The 17,697-nt window shown below is 65.4% G+C and carries 18 protein-coding genes; 6 read left to right on the top strand and 12 right to left on the bottom strand.

The window, feature by feature from the left end:
• Window positions 1–147 precede the first annotated feature (147 nt).
• The 6 genes from rdgB to rplS all read right to left on the bottom strand — a co-directional run bounded on the left by rdgB (window position 148) and on the right by rplS (window position 4,311).
• The gene (gene rdgB, locus SD72_RS01600; protein ID WP_042542638.1) at window positions 148–744 is read right to left on the bottom strand and encodes an RdgB/HAM1 family non-canonical purine NTP pyrophosphatase; all 597 of its coding nucleotides are present in this window, start codon (window positions 742–744) and stop codon (window positions 148–150) included.
• A 60-nt stretch (window positions 745–804) separates the two neighbouring features.
• A complete protein-coding gene (gene rph, locus SD72_RS01595) occupies window positions 805–1,539 on the bottom strand; it encodes a ribonuclease PH (protein WP_042542637.1) in 735 nt (244 codons plus the stop codon).
• Window positions 1,536–2,429 (bottom strand): glutamate racemase, encoded by an 894-nt coding sequence (murI, locus tag SD72_RS01590; RefSeq protein WP_084766678.1) that lies wholly within the window; start codon window positions 2,427–2,429, stop codon window positions 1,536–1,538. Before murI ends, rph begins: the two co-directional genes overlap by 4 nt.
• Before the next feature lie 71 nt (window positions 2,430–2,500).
• Window positions 2,501–3,175 (bottom strand): ribonuclease HII, encoded by a 675-nt coding sequence (locus SD72_RS01585; protein ID WP_042542717.1) that lies wholly within the window; start codon window positions 3,173–3,175, stop codon window positions 2,501–2,503.
• Window positions 3,135–3,839 carry a signal peptidase I gene (gene lepB / locus SD72_RS01580; protein ID WP_042542636.1) on the bottom strand — a complete coding sequence of 235 codons (705 nt, stop codon included), beginning with the start codon at window positions 3,837–3,839 and terminating at the stop codon, window positions 3,135–3,137. Before lepB ends, SD72_RS01585 begins: the two co-directional genes overlap by 41 nt.
• A gap of 124 nt (window positions 3,840–3,963) precedes the next feature.
• Complete coding sequence (rplS, locus tag SD72_RS01575; RefSeq protein ID WP_042542635.1) at window positions 3,964–4,311, bottom strand: 50S ribosomal protein L19; 348 nt, start codon at window positions 4,309–4,311, stop codon at window positions 3,964–3,966.
• 245 nt (window positions 4,312–4,556) lie between these two features.
• Between rplS and SD72_RS01570 the strand changes: the two genes are divergently transcribed.
• Both SD72_RS01570 and SD72_RS01565 read left to right on the top strand, forming a co-directional pair.
• Window positions 4,557–4,871, top strand: a complete 315-nt coding sequence (locus SD72_RS01570) for a hypothetical protein (RefSeq protein ID WP_042542634.1) — start codon at window positions 4,557–4,559, stop codon at window positions 4,869–4,871.
• 169 nt (window positions 4,872–5,040) lie between these two features.
• Window positions 5,041–7,185, top strand: a complete 2,145-nt coding sequence (locus tag SD72_RS01565; RefSeq protein ID WP_042542716.1) for a RecQ family ATP-dependent DNA helicase — start codon at window positions 5,041–5,043, stop codon at window positions 7,183–7,185.
• Between the two features lie 15 nt (window positions 7,186–7,200).
• Here SD72_RS01565 and SD72_RS01560 read toward each other — a convergent pair whose 3' ends face one another.
• The 3 genes from SD72_RS01560 to SD72_RS01550 are packed head-to-tail and all read right to left on the bottom strand — an operon-like array spanning window position 7,201 to window position 9,336.
• Window positions 7,201–8,226 carry an Fpg/Nei family DNA glycosylase gene (locus SD72_RS01560; protein ID WP_042542633.1) on the bottom strand — a complete coding sequence of 342 codons (1,026 nt, stop codon included), beginning with the start codon at window positions 8,224–8,226 and terminating at the stop codon, window positions 7,201–7,203.
• 2 nt (window positions 8,227–8,228) lie between these two features.
• Window positions 8,229–8,720: a ribose-5-phosphate isomerase gene (locus tag SD72_RS01555; RefSeq protein WP_042542632.1), complete on the bottom strand. Its 492-nt coding sequence runs from the start codon at window positions 8,718–8,720 to the stop codon at window positions 8,229–8,231.
• 10 nt (window positions 8,721–8,730) lie between these two features.
• Window positions 8,731–9,336: a mycothiol-dependent nitroreductase Rv2466c family protein gene (locus SD72_RS01550; protein WP_042542631.1), complete on the bottom strand. Its 606-nt coding sequence runs from the start codon at window positions 9,334–9,336 to the stop codon at window positions 8,731–8,733.
• Between the two features lie 52 nt (window positions 9,337–9,388).
• Between SD72_RS01550 and SD72_RS01545 the strand changes: the two genes are divergently transcribed.
• A complete protein-coding gene (locus SD72_RS01545) occupies window positions 9,389–10,084 on the top strand; it encodes a DedA family protein (protein ID WP_052492380.1) in 696 nt (231 codons plus the stop codon).
• Window positions 10,085–10,090: 6 nt separating this feature from the next.
• Here SD72_RS01545 and SD72_RS01540 read toward each other — a convergent pair whose 3' ends face one another.
• The gene (locus SD72_RS01540) at window positions 10,091–11,050 is read right to left on the bottom strand and encodes an aldo/keto reductase (protein ID WP_042542630.1); all 960 of its coding nucleotides are present in this window, start codon (window positions 11,048–11,050) and stop codon (window positions 10,091–10,093) included.
• An 89-nt stretch (window positions 11,051–11,139) separates the two neighbouring features.
• On the opposite strand from SD72_RS01540, the gene pepN reads away from it, so the two are divergent.
• From pepN to SD72_RS18435, 3 genes are all read left to right on the top strand, one after another.
• On the top strand, window positions 11,140–13,725 hold the full coding sequence (pepN, locus tag SD72_RS01535) for an aminopeptidase N (protein WP_042542629.1): 2,586 nt from the start codon (window positions 11,140–11,142) through the stop codon (window positions 13,723–13,725).
• Window positions 13,726–13,986: 261 nt separating this feature from the next.
• Window positions 13,987–14,664 (top strand): mechanosensitive ion channel family protein, encoded by a 678-nt coding sequence (locus SD72_RS01530; RefSeq protein ID WP_232299599.1) that lies wholly within the window; start codon window positions 13,987–13,989, stop codon window positions 14,662–14,664.
• Window positions 14,661–15,173: a globin gene (locus SD72_RS18435; RefSeq protein ID WP_084766666.1), complete on the top strand. Its 513-nt coding sequence runs from the start codon at window positions 14,661–14,663 to the stop codon at window positions 15,171–15,173. The genes SD72_RS01530 and SD72_RS18435 overlap by 4 nt, the downstream gene beginning before the upstream one ends.
• A 75-nt stretch (window positions 15,174–15,248) precedes the next feature.
• Here the strand turns inward: SD72_RS18435 and SD72_RS01520 are convergent, their stop codons facing one another.
• Both SD72_RS01520 and SD72_RS01515 read right to left on the bottom strand, forming a co-directional pair.
• Window positions 15,249–16,772, bottom strand: coding sequence for an HNH endonuclease signature motif containing protein (locus tag SD72_RS01520; RefSeq protein WP_042542628.1), 1,524 nt, complete (start codon window positions 16,770–16,772; stop codon window positions 15,249–15,251).
• Window positions 16,773–16,917: 145 nt separating this feature from the next.
• Window positions 16,918–17,691: a hypothetical protein gene (locus tag SD72_RS01515; RefSeq protein ID WP_042542627.1), complete on the bottom strand. Its 774-nt coding sequence runs from the start codon at window positions 17,689–17,691 to the stop codon at window positions 16,918–16,920.
• Window positions 17,692–17,697 lie beyond the last annotated feature (6 nt).

Here is a 17,697-nt window from a genome sequence, read left to right as displayed (position 1 = left end):
CGCGCGTGCATAGCGCCCACGCGGCTATTGAATTGTTCTGGTGAATCGACTTCACGCCGAGTGTATCGCGAAGCAGGCACCACACCGCGGCACCATCACCGGGCCGCCACCGCAACGCAGCCCGGCCGCGGGACTGAACTCGAGGGTTCAGTCAGCGAGCAACTGCGCGATGGACGGAGCGAGCTGCGTGAATGCCCTGGTGCGGTGGGAGACAAGGTTCTTCTCCTCCGGGCGCATCTCCGCGGCAGAGCGACGCTCCCCCTCGGGCAAGAAGATCGGATCGTAGCCGAAGCCGTTCTCGCCGATCGGTTCCGTCAGCAACGACCCGGCCCACACTCCCAGCTCGCACACTTCCTGCCCCTCGGGCGTCACGAGCGCAGCTGCGCACACAAACCCCGCGGCACGGTGCTCCTCAGCAATGTCCGATAGCTGTTCAAGGAGCAGCTGCACGTTCGCACGGTCGTTGCGCGCATGCCCGCCCCACCTCGCCGAGAAAATCCCTGGGCTCCCGCCAAGAACCTCGACAGCAATTCCCGAGTCATCAGCGAGCGCCGGCAAGCCTGTGTGCGCCGCGGCTGCGCGCGCCTTGAGCAGGGCATTCGCCTCAAAACTCAGCCCGTCTTCAACGGGCTCAGGGCCTTCGTACCCGACGAGCTCGATCCCGGGGATGAGGGGCTCGAGCACGGCCCGCAGCTCAACGAGTTTGTTCGCGTTGTGTGAGGCGAGAACGATAGTGCGTGTCATGAATAGCTCCAAAGAAGTACGAGGGGGTGCCGAGAGCGGCGATACTGAAGCGGCGGCAGCCTAGCGTGCGAGTGCCGCGGTCTGCAGGGCGGTGAGCTCTGCGGTGCTTACGAGCGCGAGGTCGAGCAGGGAGTTGAGCTCGTCGCGGTTGAACGGGGTGCCCTCGGCGGTTCCCTGTACCTCGACAAAGTCACCGGTGCCCGTCACCACAACATTCATGTCCGTCTCGGCGCCCGAGTCCTCGATGTAGTTCAGGTCGCTCACGGGGACTCCCCCAACGATCCCGACCGAAACAGCGGCAACCGTGTCAATGAGCGGCTTCGCGTTGCGCGCGATGTGCCCGTTCGAGCGGGCCCATTCGACCGCGTCAGCGAGCGCAACGTACGCTCCAGTGATCGATGCCGTGCGGGTTCCACCGTCGGCCTGCAGCACGTCGCAGTCAATAACGACGGTGTTCTCACCGAGCGCCTTCGTATCGATGATCGCGCGGAGGCTCCGCCCGATCAGCCGGGAGATCTCATGGGTGCGACCGCCAATCTTGCCGCGCACCGACTCGCGCTGCATGCGCTCATTCGTCGAACGCGGAAGCATCGAGTATTCGGCGGTCACCCAGCCGGTTCCCTTGCCCATGAGCCAGCGCGGCACACCGGGGGTGAACGAGGCGGTGCAGAGCACCTTCGTGTTCCCAAACGAGATCAGCGCGCTTCCCTCAGCCTGACCACTCCAGCCGCGCTCGATGGTCACCTCGCGCATGTCGCTTGGCGTACGTCCGTCAACACGGGTGAGTTCGGTCATGTTTCCTCCGAAGAAAGTGTGGGGTCTGAAGTGTGAGAAGCAGAAGTGGTGTGGGTGTGGGGCACGCGAGACGTCTCGCTCGCGTCACCACCGTTGACGACAGTCTCGAGCGTGTCTCCGCCGATCCCGAGCATGCGCCTGGCGAGCCGAACAAACTCGTTCGTGTCACCGCCGGTCGTCTCGTAGCGGATCGTGGGAGGCCCGGCCTCTGGGTCACGCAATAGTCCGTGCTCAGTGAGCTCCTCAAAGACCAGGTTCGCCGTCTCGATATCGCTCGACACCAACGCAACATCCGGCCCGACGACCTGACGGATCGCGCCACGCAAGAACGGATAGTGTGTGCATCCGAGCACGAGCGTGTCGATCCGCTCAGCGACCAGCGGCCCGAGGTATTCCTGAGCGATGCTCAGCGTTTCCTCACCACTTGTCTGGCCTGCCTCGACGAGTTCAACAAACCGGGGGCACGCCTGAGCGGACAACGTCACGTCGGGCCGTTCGGCGAAGTGCACGTTGTAGGCACCGGAGGCTATCGTCGCGGTCGTCCCGATGAGCCCAATTCTGCCGTTGCGGGTGATCGAGAGTGCGCTGCGCGCCGTCGGACCGATGACCTCAACGACGGGCACGTCGTAGCGGTCCGAGGCCTCACGAAGCACAGCGGCCGAGGCCGTATTGCAGGCGATTACCAGCATCTTCACGCCGGACTCGACCAACCCGTCAAGGATCCCGAGCGCGAGGCGCCGCACCTCTTCAAGCGGGCGCGGCCCGTAGGGTGTGTGCGCCGTGTCTGCCGCGTAGAGAATCGACTCGTTCGGGAGCTGATCCCGAATCGCGCGCGCAACGGTAAGCCCCCCAACGCCCGAGTCGAATACCCCGATGGGAGCATCTGCAATATTCGAGCGCGTACTCACGAATTCAAGCTTACCGGCTGGGCCGATACGCGGCCATTCGGGCGCGCTCGAGGCTACTTCACCCAGGTCTTGCGGTGCAGGTCAGTGAGCCCGTGCTCAGCAATGCCCGCGTAGTGTGCGGCGGCGCCGTACCCCTTGTTGGACGCCCACGCATAGTGCGGGTGCGCCTCATGGGCCTCGCGCATCAGTGCGTCGCGTGCCACCTTGGCACCGACAGAGGCGGCAGCGACGCTCGCGCGCTGGCGATCCGCACCCACGCGCGTCACGATATTCAACGGCGCCCGCAGCACCGGACTCAACCAGTCATGTGAGCCGTCGAGAATGATGAGCGCGCGATCCACGGCCACCCCCGCGGCGTGCAGCTCGAGCAGCGCACGCCTCGCGGACTCCCCCAGCATGGCCGTAATGCCCCGCTCATCGATCTCGGCAGCCGTCGCGAAACCGACGGCACCGGTGCCCCACTGAGCAACGAGCGGGGCAATGGCCTCGCGCTTCTTCTCGCTCAGCAGCTTCGAATCTCTGAGGCCAACTGGAAACTCGCCGATCCCCGCGGCCACCGCATGCGCACCAACCGCGACTGGCCCAGCGATCGCGCCGCGGCCGACCTCGTCGAGCCCAATAACCACCTGTGTGCCGCGCGAAAACCAGTCAAGCTCAACGTCGAGCGTCGGGTCCTTGCTCACCGCACTACTGGGCACGGGCCTCTTCAACTCCGGTGAAGGTGGCATCGGGCCGGCCGAGCCAGCCGAAGTGGTCGAGCGGCCAATTCAGCAGGAACGCACGCCCGACGATCTCCGACTCGGACACGAAGCCCTTTCCAGGCTGATCCTGGTTGTAGCGCGAGTCCTTGCTTGCGTAGCGGTTGTCGCCGAGCACCCACACCGAGCCCTCGGGGACCGTGACGTCGAAATCGATCTCGGACGCCTTCGTCTTGCCCTCGGGGATGACAATATACGGCTCATTCAGCGGCACACCGTTTACTTCAATGCGACCATTCGCGTCACAGCAGGTCACGCGGTCGCCGCCGACGCCGATGACGCGCTTCACGACATAGTCGTGGGTTGTGTCAGCCGCGAGGCCTACAGCCTGCAACACCTTTTCGAAGGAGGTTGGCGTCGTCGCCATCGCCTTCGGGTACAACCAGCCGCCCGGATCCTGGAACACGACGATGTCTCCGCGTTCCACGCCTACGACGTCCGGCACGAGCTGATTCACGAGGATCCGGTCGTTGACCTGCAGCGTCTGCTCCATTGATCCAGAGGGGATGTAGAAACTCCGCACAAGGAACGTCTTCAGAAGAAACGAAATGAGGAACGCGACCACCAGGATGATCAGGAGATCCCGCAGGAAGCCAAGTAGGCCTCCCCGACGCCGCTCCGCAGTCTCGCTCATACCTGGCTCACATTCTTCAGTCGCGGACCGCGTGCGAAGCGCGCACGGTATCCCCTACAGTATCGACAATTCAGGCCCCCAGCCTGAGAAGCAGCGGGGGGCCTGAACGGAAAACGAAACGCTATTAAGCGAAGCGCTTCTCCTTGATCTTCGCCTTCTTGCCGGTGAGGCCACGGAGGTAGTACAGCTTCGCGCGGCGAACGTCACCGCGGGAAACAACCTCGATCTGCTCGATCGTCGGCGAGTGAACGGGGAACTTACGCTCCACACCCACCTGGAAGCTGATCTTGCGGACGGTGAACGTCTCACGAACGCCCTCGCCGTGGCGCGAGATAACAACACCCTGGAACACCTGAATACGCGAGCGGTTACCCTCGACGATGTTCACGTGCACCTTGACGGTGTCTCCTGCGCGGAACTCGGGAATGTCGCTCTTGAGCGACGGGGCATCGACGTGGTCGAGCTTCTGCATGATGATCTCTCTCTGTGCCCGCCGCAAGTCGGTACACGGAATATGTTTTCAAAGTATTTGCGTGCATTCACGGTGAGTGCGAAACCCTTGCGGCAGATTCGCACCGTGGCACAAGGATCTATTATGCCACAGAATTCTCTGCCGGCGGCGTTCCCACCCGATATCTGCTGGCCTGTCGGGTCAGGATTCGGTGAACTCAGCCCGCCTCCTCGGCTCTGCGCCCCTTCGGCAGCTAAACTGCGACTATGAAGGACGAGCACACCGCGGCAGCAACCAACGAGCAAGCCCTTCGGACACGGGGGCCGATCGAAGCCGCCGGCGGGGCTGGTAGCCCGGCAGACGTCCGCGACGTGCGAGAACTTGGCCTCGAAGAGGTCGAGGTGGATCCGCTCGAGCCGCTCAGCCCCAAGACGAAGCTGACGGCCTGGGGACTCGGGATCGGCGGCGCCGTCGCCTTCGCTTCGCTCGCGCTCGGAGCAATCGTAGTGATTGACTGGCTCATTCCGTACGTGCGCTACCTCTACTTGCTCTGGCTTGGCTCGGGCAGCGCTGACTTCTAACCGCGACAATCGCAACGCATGGCGCCCAACGCACGAGCGGGCGGCCGTGGCCGGGTTCGTGCCGCGGCCGCGTTCGTGCCGTGGCCGCGTTCGTGCCGTGGCCGCGTTCGGGCCGGGTTCGCGTTCGCGTTCGGGCGATTCGTCTGAGGCCTCTGCGATGATCGGAGGCATGGACAGTCACCCGCAGCCCACGCACCCCGGCTCCACACAAGCGCAGCCAACGCACGAGCAATCCCTCGCGGTTCTACGGCAGCTCACCGGCGCGCCGACGGCGCAGTTCCACCCCGGACAGTTCGAGGCAATCAGCGCGCTCGTTGATGACGGAAGGCGGGCCCTCGTCGTGCAGCGCACGGGCTGGGGCAAGTCGGCCGTGTACTTCGTGGCGACCGCGCTGCTGCGCGCGCGTGGCGCCGGCCCGACGCTGCTGGTATCGCCGCTGCTCGCGCTCATGCGCGACCAGGTCGCAGCTGCCGAGCGGGCCGGGGTGCGCGCAGCAGCCATCAACTCCGCCACCGCCGAGGAGTGGAGCGAGATCGAGGATCGACTTGGCCGAGACGAGATAGACGTCCTCCTCGTCTCCCCCGAACGGCTGAACAACCCCCGTTTCCGCGAGCAGCAGCTCCCTGGGATCCTCGGCAGGATGGGCCTGCTCGTGATTGACGAGGCCCACTGCATCTCCGACTGGGGTCACGACTTCCGGCCCGACTACCGCCGCATCGCCGCACTCCTCGCCGGGCTCACACGCGATGTGCCCGTGCTTGCGACGACGGCGACCGCGAACGCCCGCGTGGTTGCAGACGTCGAGGAACAACTCGGCGATGACGTGCTCACGCTCCGCGGTTCACTCGCCCGAGACTCGCTTCGGCTCGGGAGTCTGAGCCTGCCGTCGGCGAAGGCCAGGCTCGCGTGGCTCATCGCGCACCTCGGAGACCTCCCGGGCAGCGGCATCGTCTACGCGCTCACCGTCTCAGCGGCCGAAGACACGGCGCTGCTGCTCCGCGAGGCCGGGATCAACGCGGTCGCGTACACGGGCCGCACCGATACCGAGGAGCGTGAGCGACTCGAGACCGCGCTGAAGCACAACGAGGTGAAGGCGCTCGTCGCGACGAGCGCGCTCGGCATGGGTTTCGACAAACCGGATCTCGGTTTCGTCGTGCACCTCGGCGCGCCCTCCTCCCCCGTTGCCTACTACCAGCAGGTGGGTCGTGCCGGGCGCGGCAGCGCGAACGCTGACGTGCTCCTGCTCCCCGGATCTGAGGACGCCGCGATCTGGCGCTACTTCGCTACCGCATCGATGCCAGACCCTGAGCGGGCCGCAGCGGTGATCGAGGCCCTCGGCGCTCCTGACGGCACGCCGCTTTCGACTCCCGCGCTCGAGGCCCGCGTTGATCTGCGACGCACACAGCTCGAACTCCTCCTCAAGGTGCTCGACGTCGACGGTGCGGTGCGCCGGGTCTCCGGCGGCTGGGTCGCCACTGGCGCACCGTGGCAGTACGACGCGGAGCGGTACGAGCGGATCGCTGCCGCCCGCGAGGCTGAACAGGAGGCGATGATCACCTACGAACGCGGCGCGACCTGCCGTATGGAACTCCTGCAGCGGGAGCTCGATGACCCGTCCGCCGCCCCGTGCGGCCGCTGCGACGTGTGTGCTGGCCCCTGGTACCCGACCGAGGTCTCTGGAGAGGCGGCCGCGCAGGCGTCGAGCCGGTTGGAGTCGTCTGGCGTCCCTGTCGAGGCGCGTGGGCAGTGGCCGACTGGTGCCGACCGGCGCGGAGTACCTGTCAAGGGGCGGATCCCGGTCACCGAGCGAGCCGAGACCGGGCGCGCGATCGCCCGACTGACGGATCTCGGCTGGGGCGGCACGCTCCGCGAGTTGTTCGCAGCGGGAGCGCCTGATCAGGTTCTCCCTGCCGCACTCGTGCCCGCAGTGCTTGCGACGCTCCGCGATTGGCCGTGGGAGGAGCGCCCCGTTGGCGTGGTCGCAATGCCCTCGTTGAGCAGGCCACAACTCATTGCGAGCACGGCGGCACTCATCGCCGAACGCGGTAAGCTCCCCCTGCTCGGCACGCTCGAGCTCGACAGCACAAGGGCGGCCACTGGCCCAGGCGGCAATAGCGCGTTTCGGCTCGCCTCGGTGTGGGATCGCTGGGGTGTCTCGCCAGATCTCGCCGCCACCGTCGCTCAGGCCCCCGGGCCGCTCCTCCTCGTCGACGACCTTGTCGATAGCCGCTGGTCGCTCACGGTCGCGTCGCGCGCACTCCGCCTCGCAGGAGCCCCCGCGGTACTCCCGTTCGCGCTTGCCTCGGTTGGCTAGCGGGGCCGCCGTACCTCAGGTCTGGCAGCCGGGGCACCAGTAGAGCTTGCGGTTGCCCATCTCCTCAAGCTTGATGTTCACGCCGCAACGCTTGCACGGCGTTCCTTCAAGCTTGTAGACCCAGTGACGCTCGTCGCGGTCTACAAGCGCCTTCTGGTAGGCGTCGCCGACGAGGCCGTCGATCGTGATCATCTGCCCGACCGTGATACCGATCTCGAGCAGGTGGGCCCAGTCGTCCCACAGTTCCTCGAGCACGGTCCGGTCGAGCGTGTTCGCGGGCGTGTGGGGATCGAGCTCCGCACGGAACAGCATCTCGGCCCGGTACACGTTGCCGATGCCCGCGACCACTGACTGGTCCATGAGCACAAGCCCGATGGCGGTCTTTTTCTTGCCGGCGCGCTCGACGAAACGTTCACGCTCAACCGCGTTGTCCGCGTTGGCGGGGTCTGGACCGAGGCGCTGGATCACGCGATTCACCTCGGCGGGCGTAAGCACCTCGCACGCGGTCGGGCCTCGCAGATCCGCACACACGGTCTCGTTGAGCAGCCGCACCCGCACCGCGCCAACGGGCTCGGGCGGGAAGGACTCAAGGAAGTCGCCTTCCTTGTCTGATTCCGCCATCCGAACCCGGGTGCGCCTTGGTGCCCCGATCGACTTCACCGAGTCCTCGCCGAGGCTATCTACGACGCCGTCACGAAGCGCATCGCTTCCCTTTGTGCCGCTGCCGACGTGTTCGCCGGTCTGGCCAAGTTTGGAGTGGCCCGGCGTCTGCCCATGGATCTGGATCGACGGGTCGACACGCACTTCGCCAGAGAAGTCCCATGCCCCGTAAATGCCGAGGTGGATCCTGAGCCACCTGTCTCCCTCGAACTCGAGGAACATTTGCTTGCCCACCGCGCGCGCATCGAGCATCTTGCGGCCGTCGATTTCTGCGGCGCCCTCGACGAAACGCCCTTGTGGGCTCGACACGATTGGTGCCGAGCCCACAAAGTTCGCTGCGAACTGCCGCGCGATGCGGTGAACGGAGTGACCCTCAGGCATGGTTAGCGCGCGTCGACCTGCTTGCCGGCGATGTCGCCGGTCTGCTCGAACTCGGCGAGCTGCGCGATGCGACGCACGTGGCGCTCGTCACCGGGGAACGGCGTATCGATGAAGAGGTCGATGAACTTCACCACGTCTGCGACGTCGTGCTGGCGTGCACCGATCGAGATGACGTTTGCATTGTTGTGCTCGCGCGCGAGCGTCGCGGTCGACTCGCTCCATACGAGCGCTGCGCGCACGCCAGCGACCTTGTTCGCAGCCATCTGCTCACCGTTGCCCGAACCGCCGAATACGACGCCGAGCGCCTCGACACCGTCACGCTCGTCGCGAGCAACCCCGAGGGCGGCGTTGATGCAGAACGAGGGGTAGTCATCGAGCGCGTCATACTCCGCTGGACCGTGGTCAATCACCTCGAATCCGCGATCGCGCAGGTGCTGCTGCAGCTGCTGACTGAACTCGAGGCCGGCATGGTCGGTGGCGACGTGAATACGCATGAGGTTAAGCCTAGCCAAACTGCGGGCCGACGGTGCGCCCACGCTTGAGCTCGTAGAAGCCAGGCACGCTCGCAGCCATTGCGATGCCGTCCCACAGTCGCAGCGCCATCTCGCCGGTCGGGGCGGGCGTGACGACGGGGCCGAAGAACGCGACACCGTCGATCGAAATGATCGGGACCCCTACGTCGGGCCCGGCGATCTCGAGCGCGTGCGTCGTGTTCGCGCGAAGCTGCGCGTCGCTCGCGTCCGTGTCGGCCGCTTCCGCGAGCGCGGGATCGAGCCCTGCTGCTGCGAGCGCTTCTGAGATGATCGCGTCAGCGTCATCGCGACCACCCGGGTGCACGCGTGTGCCGATCTCCTCGTAGAGCCGACCAACGACCCCTTCACCCGCTGCGACCCGCGCGGCCTCGACGACGCGCCCAAAGCGGTGCCCCATCAGGTGTCCGTCAGCGTGCGAATCGTCCGCGTTGCCCTCGTTGATGATCTTCAGGCTGATTGGATGCCAGATGATCTCAAACCCTCGAGCCTCAGATACTTCCTGCGCCCAGCGACTGGTCATCCAGCACCAGGGGCAGATTGGATCGAAATAGAATTCAACTCTCGGCGTGTTTCCCATGTCCTGATTCTAGGCTGTTTACACAGAGAGCACACCGGACGAGGGGAACGGCTTGAGTGTTTGGGAATGGGTAACGAACGCGATTGAGACGTTTGCGCTCACAACGGTTGAATCACCGTGGGTACTGCTCGTGGTGTTGGCGCTGTGCATCATCGACGCAATCTTTCCGCCGGTGCCGTCTGAGTCGGTCATTATCGCGATCGCGACAGTGGTCGTCGCGGATCACCCGAACACGCTCTGGCTGCTCGGTGCGATTGCCGCGGTCGGGGCGTTCACCGGGGATCAAATGGTCTATTGGATTGGCCGCCGGCTCGGGGCGAGGAACCCGAAGTGGTTGAGCGGTAGGCGTGCTCAACGCACCCTGAACTGGGCGAAGCGTGCCATTATGCGTAGCGGGCCGATCCTCATCATGACGGGGCGCTTCATCCCTGTGGGTCGCACCGCGGTGAATCTCGCGGCAGGGACGACGAGGTATCCCGCGTGGAAGTTCACGATCGCTGCAGCGTTCGCCGCGGTCTTCTGGGCCGCGTATTCAATCGCAATCGGCGCGATCTTCGGCAATATTTTCGGGAGCCACCCATTGCTGGCACTGATGCTGGGCCTCGTGACGGCGTTCGCGATCGGCCTCCTCGTCGAGTTCATCTCGAAGCGGATCGGTCGGCGGGTGCACGCGCGCAGGATGGTCGCCCTGCGCGCCGCCGCCACGAGTTCCATTCAGGCGAAGGCTGTCTCCGACGAGGCCGCCTAGCGCAAGCTATGCCGTTGCTGGCGCCGGGAACAGCGCGTCGATCTGGTCACGCTGTTCCTGGCTCGGGCGGAAGGCCTCCCCTGCCGACGCGTTCTGCCGCACCTGCTCTGGCTTCGTCGCACCAGCGATCACGCTCGAGATCGGCTCGTGCGTGAGCATCCACCCGAAGGTCGCCTCGAGCATGGTGACGCCCCACTCCTCGCAGAGCGCACGGTAGGCGTCCAGCGCATCCCAGTTCGCGTCATGGGCAACGTGCGCGCGCTGCCGCATGATGCGGGAGTCCGCCGGGAAGTGATCGCGGGTGAACTTTCCCGTGAGTAGTCCGTTGGCGAGCGGGAAGAACGGCAGCAGCCCGAGGCCGAGGTCGCGTGCGGCGGGCGTCACCGAAGCATCGCTCTCGCGGTTGATGAGGCTCAGCTCGTTCTGCGCGCTCACGAACGGCGTGACGCCAAGTTCCGCAGCCACGCGGGCGGCCTCATGCATCTGTTCGGCCGAGAAGTTCGAGTGACCGATAGCCCTGACCTTGCCCTCGCGAACGAGCTCGTCGAGCGCGCCCAGGGTCTCCGCGATCGGCGTCGCTTCGTCGGGCATGTGGATCTGGTAGAGGTCAATACGGTCGGTCTGCAGCCTGCTGAGCGAGCCTTCGATGGATGCGCGAATGAACTCCCGGGAACCACGTGCCCCCTCGTAGGGCGCGCCCGACTCCGGGTAGCCGAATTTCGTGGCGAGCACGATTTCGTCGCGGCGTCCCTTGAGGGCGCGCCCCATCATTTCCTCGCTTCGTCCGAAGGAGTAGCCGTAGAGGTCGGCGGTATCAAAGAGCGTGATCCCGGCGTCGATCGCCGCGTGGATCACCGCGTCTGTGCCGTCCTGGTGTTCGGTTGCCGAGCCTGGGCGGCCGAAGTTGTTGCAGCCGAGACCGGTTGCCGAGACAGTGAGGTCAGAATTTCCGAGGGGGCGCGTCATACTTCCCACCTTATTGCTCAGCCCTTTGATGGTCCACGGGCATAGGCTTATGCCATTACAGATTGTTGTCACCTCTCACAAGGAGTACCGTGCCAGGAACGAACCTCACCCGCGTTGAAGCCCAGGAGCGGGCAAGCATCGTCACGAGCCACAGCTACGAGATCGCACTCGATCTCACCACTGGCCCTGAGACGTTCGCAGCGGACACCACCGTCCGCTTCGATGCCACCGCTGGCGCCGCAACTTTCATCGATGTCATTGCTGACTCGGTCGAATCAATCGAGCTCAACGGCGCGGAGCTGAACCCAGCCGAGCTGTTCGCGGATTCGCGCATCCAGATCCCTGGTCTCGCCGCCGAGAACACGCTGCGGATCCGCTCGACCATGCGCTACATGAATACCGGAGAGGGCCTGCACCGCTTCGAGGATCCCGCCGACGGCGAGGTCTACCTCTACTCGCAGTTCGAGGTTCCTGACTCGCGCCGCATGTTCCCCGTGTTCGAGCAGCCTGATCTTAAGGCAACGTTCCAGTTCACGATCACCGCGCCGGCGCGCTGGAAGGTCGTCTCGAACCAGCCGACACCCGAGCCGACTCCCGCAGGCACCAAGGCAGCCGCGCAGGGCGCCGACTGGGCCGAGCAGGAGATCGCGACCTGGACCTTCGGCAAGACCCCCGTCATGTCGAGCTACATCACCGCGCTCATCGCGGGCCCGTACCGTGAGGTGCGCGGCGAGCTCACGAGCTCCGACGGTCGCGTGATCCCCCTCGGCGTCTTCTGCCGCGAGTCGCTCGCGCCGTACCTCGACGCCGACTACATCTTCGACAAGACTCGCGAGGGCTTCGCCTTCTTCGAGTCCGAGTTCGACTACCCGTACCCGTTCGACAAGTACGATCAGCTCTTCGTGCCTGAGTACAACATGGGCGCGATGGAGAACATCGGCGCGGTCACGTTCACCGAGGCATACGTCTTCCGCAGCCAGGTCACCGATGCGATGCGTGAGCGGCGCGTCGTCACCATCCTCCACGAGCTCGCCCACATGTGGTTCGGCGACCTCGTCACGATGCGCTGGTGGAACGACCTGTGGCTCAACGAGTCATTCGCAGAGTACATGTCGGTGCTCGCAACCGCCGAGGCAACCGAATGGTCCGGCAGCTGGACGACCTTCGTCGCCAGCGAGAAGTCGTGGGCGTACCGGCAGGACCAGCTCCCCTCGACGCACCCGATCGTCGCTGAGATTCGCGACCTCGAAGACGTACTCGTGAACTTCGACGGCATCACCTACGCTAAGGGTGCTTCGGTGCTCAAGCAGCTCGTCGCCTGGGTCGGCCGCGAGCCATTCATGGGTGGCGTGCACGACTACTTCGTGAAGCACAACCACTCGAACACCGAGCTGCCCGACCTCATGGTGGAGCTCGAGGCCCGCAGTGGCCGCGACTTGAGCGACTGGACAAAGAAGTGGCTCGAGACTGCCGGCGTGAACACGCTTCGCCCCGAGTTCACCGTTTACGCTGACGGCGCGTTCTCATCGTTCACGATCGCGCAGTCCGCTGCAGCGGACTACCCGACGATCCGCCCGCACCGCATCGCGGTGGGCCTCTACGAGGAGCAGGACGGCAAGCTCGTGCGCACGCAGCGCCTCGAGCTCGACGTTGACGGGGTCACGACTGAGGTCCCCGAGCTCGTCGGAGTGCGGCAGCCAGCACTCGTACTGCTCAACGACGAGGACCTGTCGTACGCAAAGATCCGATTCGATGAGCGCTCCCTTGCGACGGCGAGCAAGCAGCTCGGCTCGATCGAAGATTCGCTTGCCCGCTCGCTCGTCTGGAGCTCGCTCTGGGATGCAACCCGCGATGGCGAGTTCCCTGCGAGCCAGTTCGTAGACATTGTGCTCGCACACGTCGAGCACGAGACGAACTCGACGATGCTCCGCACCGTGATCCAGCAGCTCGTGCTCGCCTCGTCGAGCTATGTCGCACCCGAGAAGCGCGAGGCTACCCTGGAGCGAGTCGCAGACGCGCTGTGGCAGCTCGCACTGCGGGCCGAGGCAGGCTCGGACAACCAGTTCCAGTTTGTGAAGTCGTTTGCGGGCCTCGCCGGCACCGAAGCGCAACTCGACCAGGTGCTCGCATTGCTCGAAGAGCGAACTCCGCTCACCGGGCTCGACATTGACACGGATCTTGGCTGGGAGCTCCTCATCTCGCTCGCAGCGGGAGGCCGCGCAACCGCGGATGAAATCGAGGCAGCACTCGAGAGCGACCGTACGGCGAACGGTAACCAGTCGGCTGCGCACGCGCGCGCTGCACTTCCGACGGCAGCCGACAAGGCGACCGCCTGGGCGTCGGTGTGGGAAGCCGCTGGCAAGCCAAACGCGATCGTCCGCGCGACAGGCCTCGGCTTCCTCCGCGCGCAGGATCGCTCGCTCCTCACTCCGTACGTTGATCGGTTCTTCGCAGAACTCCTCGCAGTCTGGGAGTCACGCAGCTACGCGATTGCCGAGGAGCTCATCGACGGCTTCTACCCGTCGCCGCTTGCGAACGAGGAACTCCGAGAGGCAACCGCCACGTGGCTTGCTGCGAACGCGGAGGCGCCGGCAGCGCTGCGCCGCATGGTTGTCGAACACCTCGCTGGCGTCGAGCGGGCACTGGTTGCCCAGGCGGCTGACGCGAGGGTCTAATGTTTCACCTGACTGCCGACGACGGGGACGTTGCTGGAGATGTCGCGGAGGCCGTGAACTCGGCCTTCGTTGACTTCTTACACGCGTGGGAGAAACCGCTCTGGATCGTGGGAATCCTCGTCGCGGCTGTCGTCGCGAATTGGCTTCTCCTCAAGCTCCTCAACCGAACGGTCGCGCAGATCGTCCGGGGGGGTGAAGCGTTCGCAGAACGTCGACACTACGTCGGAGATGCGTGCCGCTCCCTACATCCACGCACGCGCTGTGCAGCGTACTCGCACGCTCGGCTCCGTCGGGCGCGCGGTCGTGACGTGGACGGTCTCCGTCATCGCGGTATTCCTGATCCTGAGCGTTCTCGAGGTCAACCTCGGTGCAGTGCTGACCTCGGCCGGTATCGTTGCTGCCGGCCTCGCCTTCGGCGCCCAGAACATTGTGAAGGACGTGCTCAACGGCATCTTCATGGTGTTCGAGGATCAGCTCGGCGTCGGTGACCTCATCACGGTCGACCAGATCACGGGCACGGTCGAAAATGTCGGCATCCGTGTAACGCAGGTGCGCGCACTCGACGGCACACTCTGGTTCATCCGAAACGGTGAGATCCTCACGCTCGGCAACTCCTCGCAGGGTTGGGGGCGGGCGCTTGTCGATTTCACCGTGAACGCGAACCAGGATCTCACCCATGTTTCGGAGATCGCCATCGACGCGGCTCAGAGCCTCTTGACGACCGAAAGGTTCGCACGAAAGGTGACCGGTGAGCCCGAGCTTCTCGGACTCGAGAGCGTGTTTGGTGACCGCGCAACGCTGCGGCTCGCCATTCGCACCCGACCCGAGGCACAATGGGAGGTGCAGCGGGGCATCAGAGCCGAACTGCGCAAGCGGTTTGCTGAGGAAGGCATCCGCCTCTCCGATGAGCTCCCCCGCCTGTCAAAGGGAGAAGCATGACCGACGACCAGCGATCCGCGAAGCGCGAATCCACCGAACCGACCGGCTCCCAGGGCGGCGTCTCGACGTCACAGGGTGAGCAAACGCCTCCGCCGCGCCTCACCCTTCGTTCGGGCGAGAGCGGTCACGCGGTCACCGACACAGTTTGGTCTCAGGTCGGTGGCTCCGAGACGTTCGAGAAGATCGCCCGCGCGTTCTACCGCGGAGTTCGCGAGGACGAGGTGCTCGCGCCGATGTACCCGGAGGATGACTGGGAGGGCGCAACCTGGCGCATCCAGGCGTTCCTCGAGCAATACTGGGGCGGGCCGTCGGCCTACCAGGAGCAGCGCGGTCACCCCCGGCTGCGGATGCGACACAACGCCTTCCCTGTCACGCCCGATGCGAAGGAGCGCTGGCTCAAGCACATGCATGCCGCCCTCGACGAGGTCGAGCTGCCGCCAATGCACGACGCCGCCTTCCGCGACTACATTGAGCGCGCGGCGCTCGCGCTCGTCAACAGGTTCGAGTAGCGGCTCGCGCCTGGCCCCGTGCGGGCCGTGCGGGCCGTGCGGGCCGTGTGGCGTGACCTTGGTCACTACGCACACTCAGAATTCGGGCGTGAAGTCCTCGGTTGAGCTGCCCGGCGAGGCGCTCGCGCCCACCGGCTCGAACCGAACTCGGCTGCGCCGCGAGGAGTGTGACGTTCGTCGTTCGGGCAACCGGTCGGGTGGCCTGTCTATGTAGGTTCGCCCGGTTGGAGAGGTCCAGTCGAGCACTCCCCCGGCTCTCTGTTCGACAGTCCAGTCAGAGCTGCCCTTCAGCGTGTGATGCCTGCGGCAGAGGTGTGCCAGGTTGTCCGTTGCTGTGGGCCCGCCCAGCGCCGCATCGAAGGTGTGGTCTATCTCCGAGCGGTGCGTGGGGGCCACACACCCTGGGAACCTGCAGTGGCCATCCCTCGCGACAAGGAAGCGCTCCTGCGGCTTCGCCGGCCGGTAGCTGTCCGTTCTGATGACTTCGCCGGTGTGGGAGCACACGGTCAGCAGGTCCCATTGCGACCGCGAGGCGATGATCGGCCGCGCAGCGTCTATGGAAACGGGGCCGTACCCCTGCAGTTCGCATTTCACCGTGGCGTTCTCCGCGGGATCGCTGCTGCTCGGCCGCGATTCCGTGTCACGGATCACCGTGCCGCCGTGCCTGGCGAGCAGCGCGTCGAGTCCGTCAGCCGTAACCACGAGCTGCACGCGCCCCCGGAGCTCTGCCCCGACGCGCCGCGTCCCGATCTCAGCGGCAACAAACGGGTCGCGGGAAAGCAACTCGTGGAGCGCGTCAACGCGGATCTCATCTGCGCCGCGAGTGTCCTCGCTGCTGTCTAGCGCGGCTCCGTCGGCGGTTGCTCCTGCGGTGGCTACGCCGCCGGCGGTGCCGTCTGGGCCCGCTCCCGGGAGATGCGGCACTGGCGGGGCCGGGATGGTCTTCCGTTTCACCGCATTCGCGATTCGAGTGAGGTGGTCGTGCAGCCCGAACGCTTGCACAGCGGGCATGTAGACGCGGAGCTCCGCCATCCCATCCGCCAGCTCAACGACAGTCACGCGACGACGCGCTGTAGCGGCGGCCTGCCTGGCTTCGATTGACTCAACCGACCATTGCTCTGCCAGGCGCTTGGCAATCGGCTTGAGTCGATTCGGTGACTCTTCGAGGGCATACGCAAGCACGGCGTGCTCGTATTCCTTTCGCCTGGCAGACGCGAGCACAGTTTTCTCTGCGACTTCGGCTCCCGCCGCCGCGTCGACGCCAGTGGCAACGATGTTGGTAATCACGTGCCCCGCTGCGGTAATGACCTCTGCGTGGGCCACCGTGATCCGCCCCTCGCGAAGAAGCGATTCGGTGTCACAGTAGTCCTCCGCAAGCTCGGCAGCGAGGCTGAGCAGGGCGTCGACCCGGTACTCGGTGAGACCGAGCGCGAGCGCGGCCTCGGCGCGGTAGGCCCGCAAGTGCGTTTCCCCGGGAGGAAGCGCCCGATAGCCGCGTGCGAGCAGTTCGAAACGCCTCGCCTCGGCTCTGCGGAGCTCACGCGCAACGGATTCGAGGCCGTGAATTGCCTCTGCGCGGATCTCGAGTGAAGAAGTCATGTCTGAATTCCACCACGGACCACCGACATTTATGGCTTCAGCAGTAGTGATATGGCGTAACTTTTGTCACTTAACCCGCTTGCCAGTCGAGCTCAGCTCCCACGGGCCTGCAGCTCACGAAGCCTGCTCGCCGCGTGCCAGCGAGCTAGCGAGCCGCAGCCTCGACCGCACGGATCGCTCCGTTGCCGTCCGCAAGATCATCCCTGCGGGCAGGGTGCGCGCAGTAGAACTCGATCACCCTCGCGACAATCGCGGGGTCGGATCCAAGGTGGTTCCCGTCAATGACGAACGCACCACCGGAGCGCGTCATCACCATGAGCCGCGGGCCGTGAACCCCCGCTGGTGCGGCGCTCACGATGTCGGCCCAGCTGAGGTTGATGAGCTTGCCTCCGCGGACCCCATGCAGCCCGTCTGCGGCGAGTTGGAGGCCAGCCGGGATCCGCATCGACCAAGCCACGACGGCGAGCGAACCGAGCGACACAGCCACGAACACAATGGGCAACGCAGCCATGAGCCGCGAGGAACTGGCCTGAGTGGGAAGGTCGAGTGCGCGGATCAGGAGGAGGACGACCACCGGGAGCAGTAGCGAGAGCGGCACGGCGACCAAGGTCGCGCGATGAGTTTTCGGCGGGATGAAGCGGAGTCCGCCCGCAGCGGCAATGCGCACCGCCCCCGGTTGCAGCGCTTTGACGCGGAAGAACAGGGCAAGAATGAGCACGAGCATCGTCACGGCGAGGCTCGCCATCAGCAGCTTGAAGCCCACCCGCGAGTCGACTAGGGCAATGATGATTGCGATTGCCGGCACGACACTGAGTCCGAGCATCGCCGGGCCGAGCTGCCTCGCTTTGGGCAGGATCGGCCTGCCCCCCGTGGGGATGTTGGGCCGGAGCAGCACGCTCTGCGCGCTTGAGTCAGTCATCTTTGT

Origin of the sequence: Leucobacter komagatae, assembly GCF_000834055.1 — a bacterium.
In the GTDB taxonomy this organism is placed as follows: Bacteria; Actinomycetota; Actinomycetes; order Actinomycetales; family Microbacteriaceae; genus Leucobacter; species Leucobacter komagatae_A.
The sequence above is the reverse complement of the archived record's forward strand: the minus strand, read 5'-3'. Positions and strand labels throughout refer to the sequence as shown.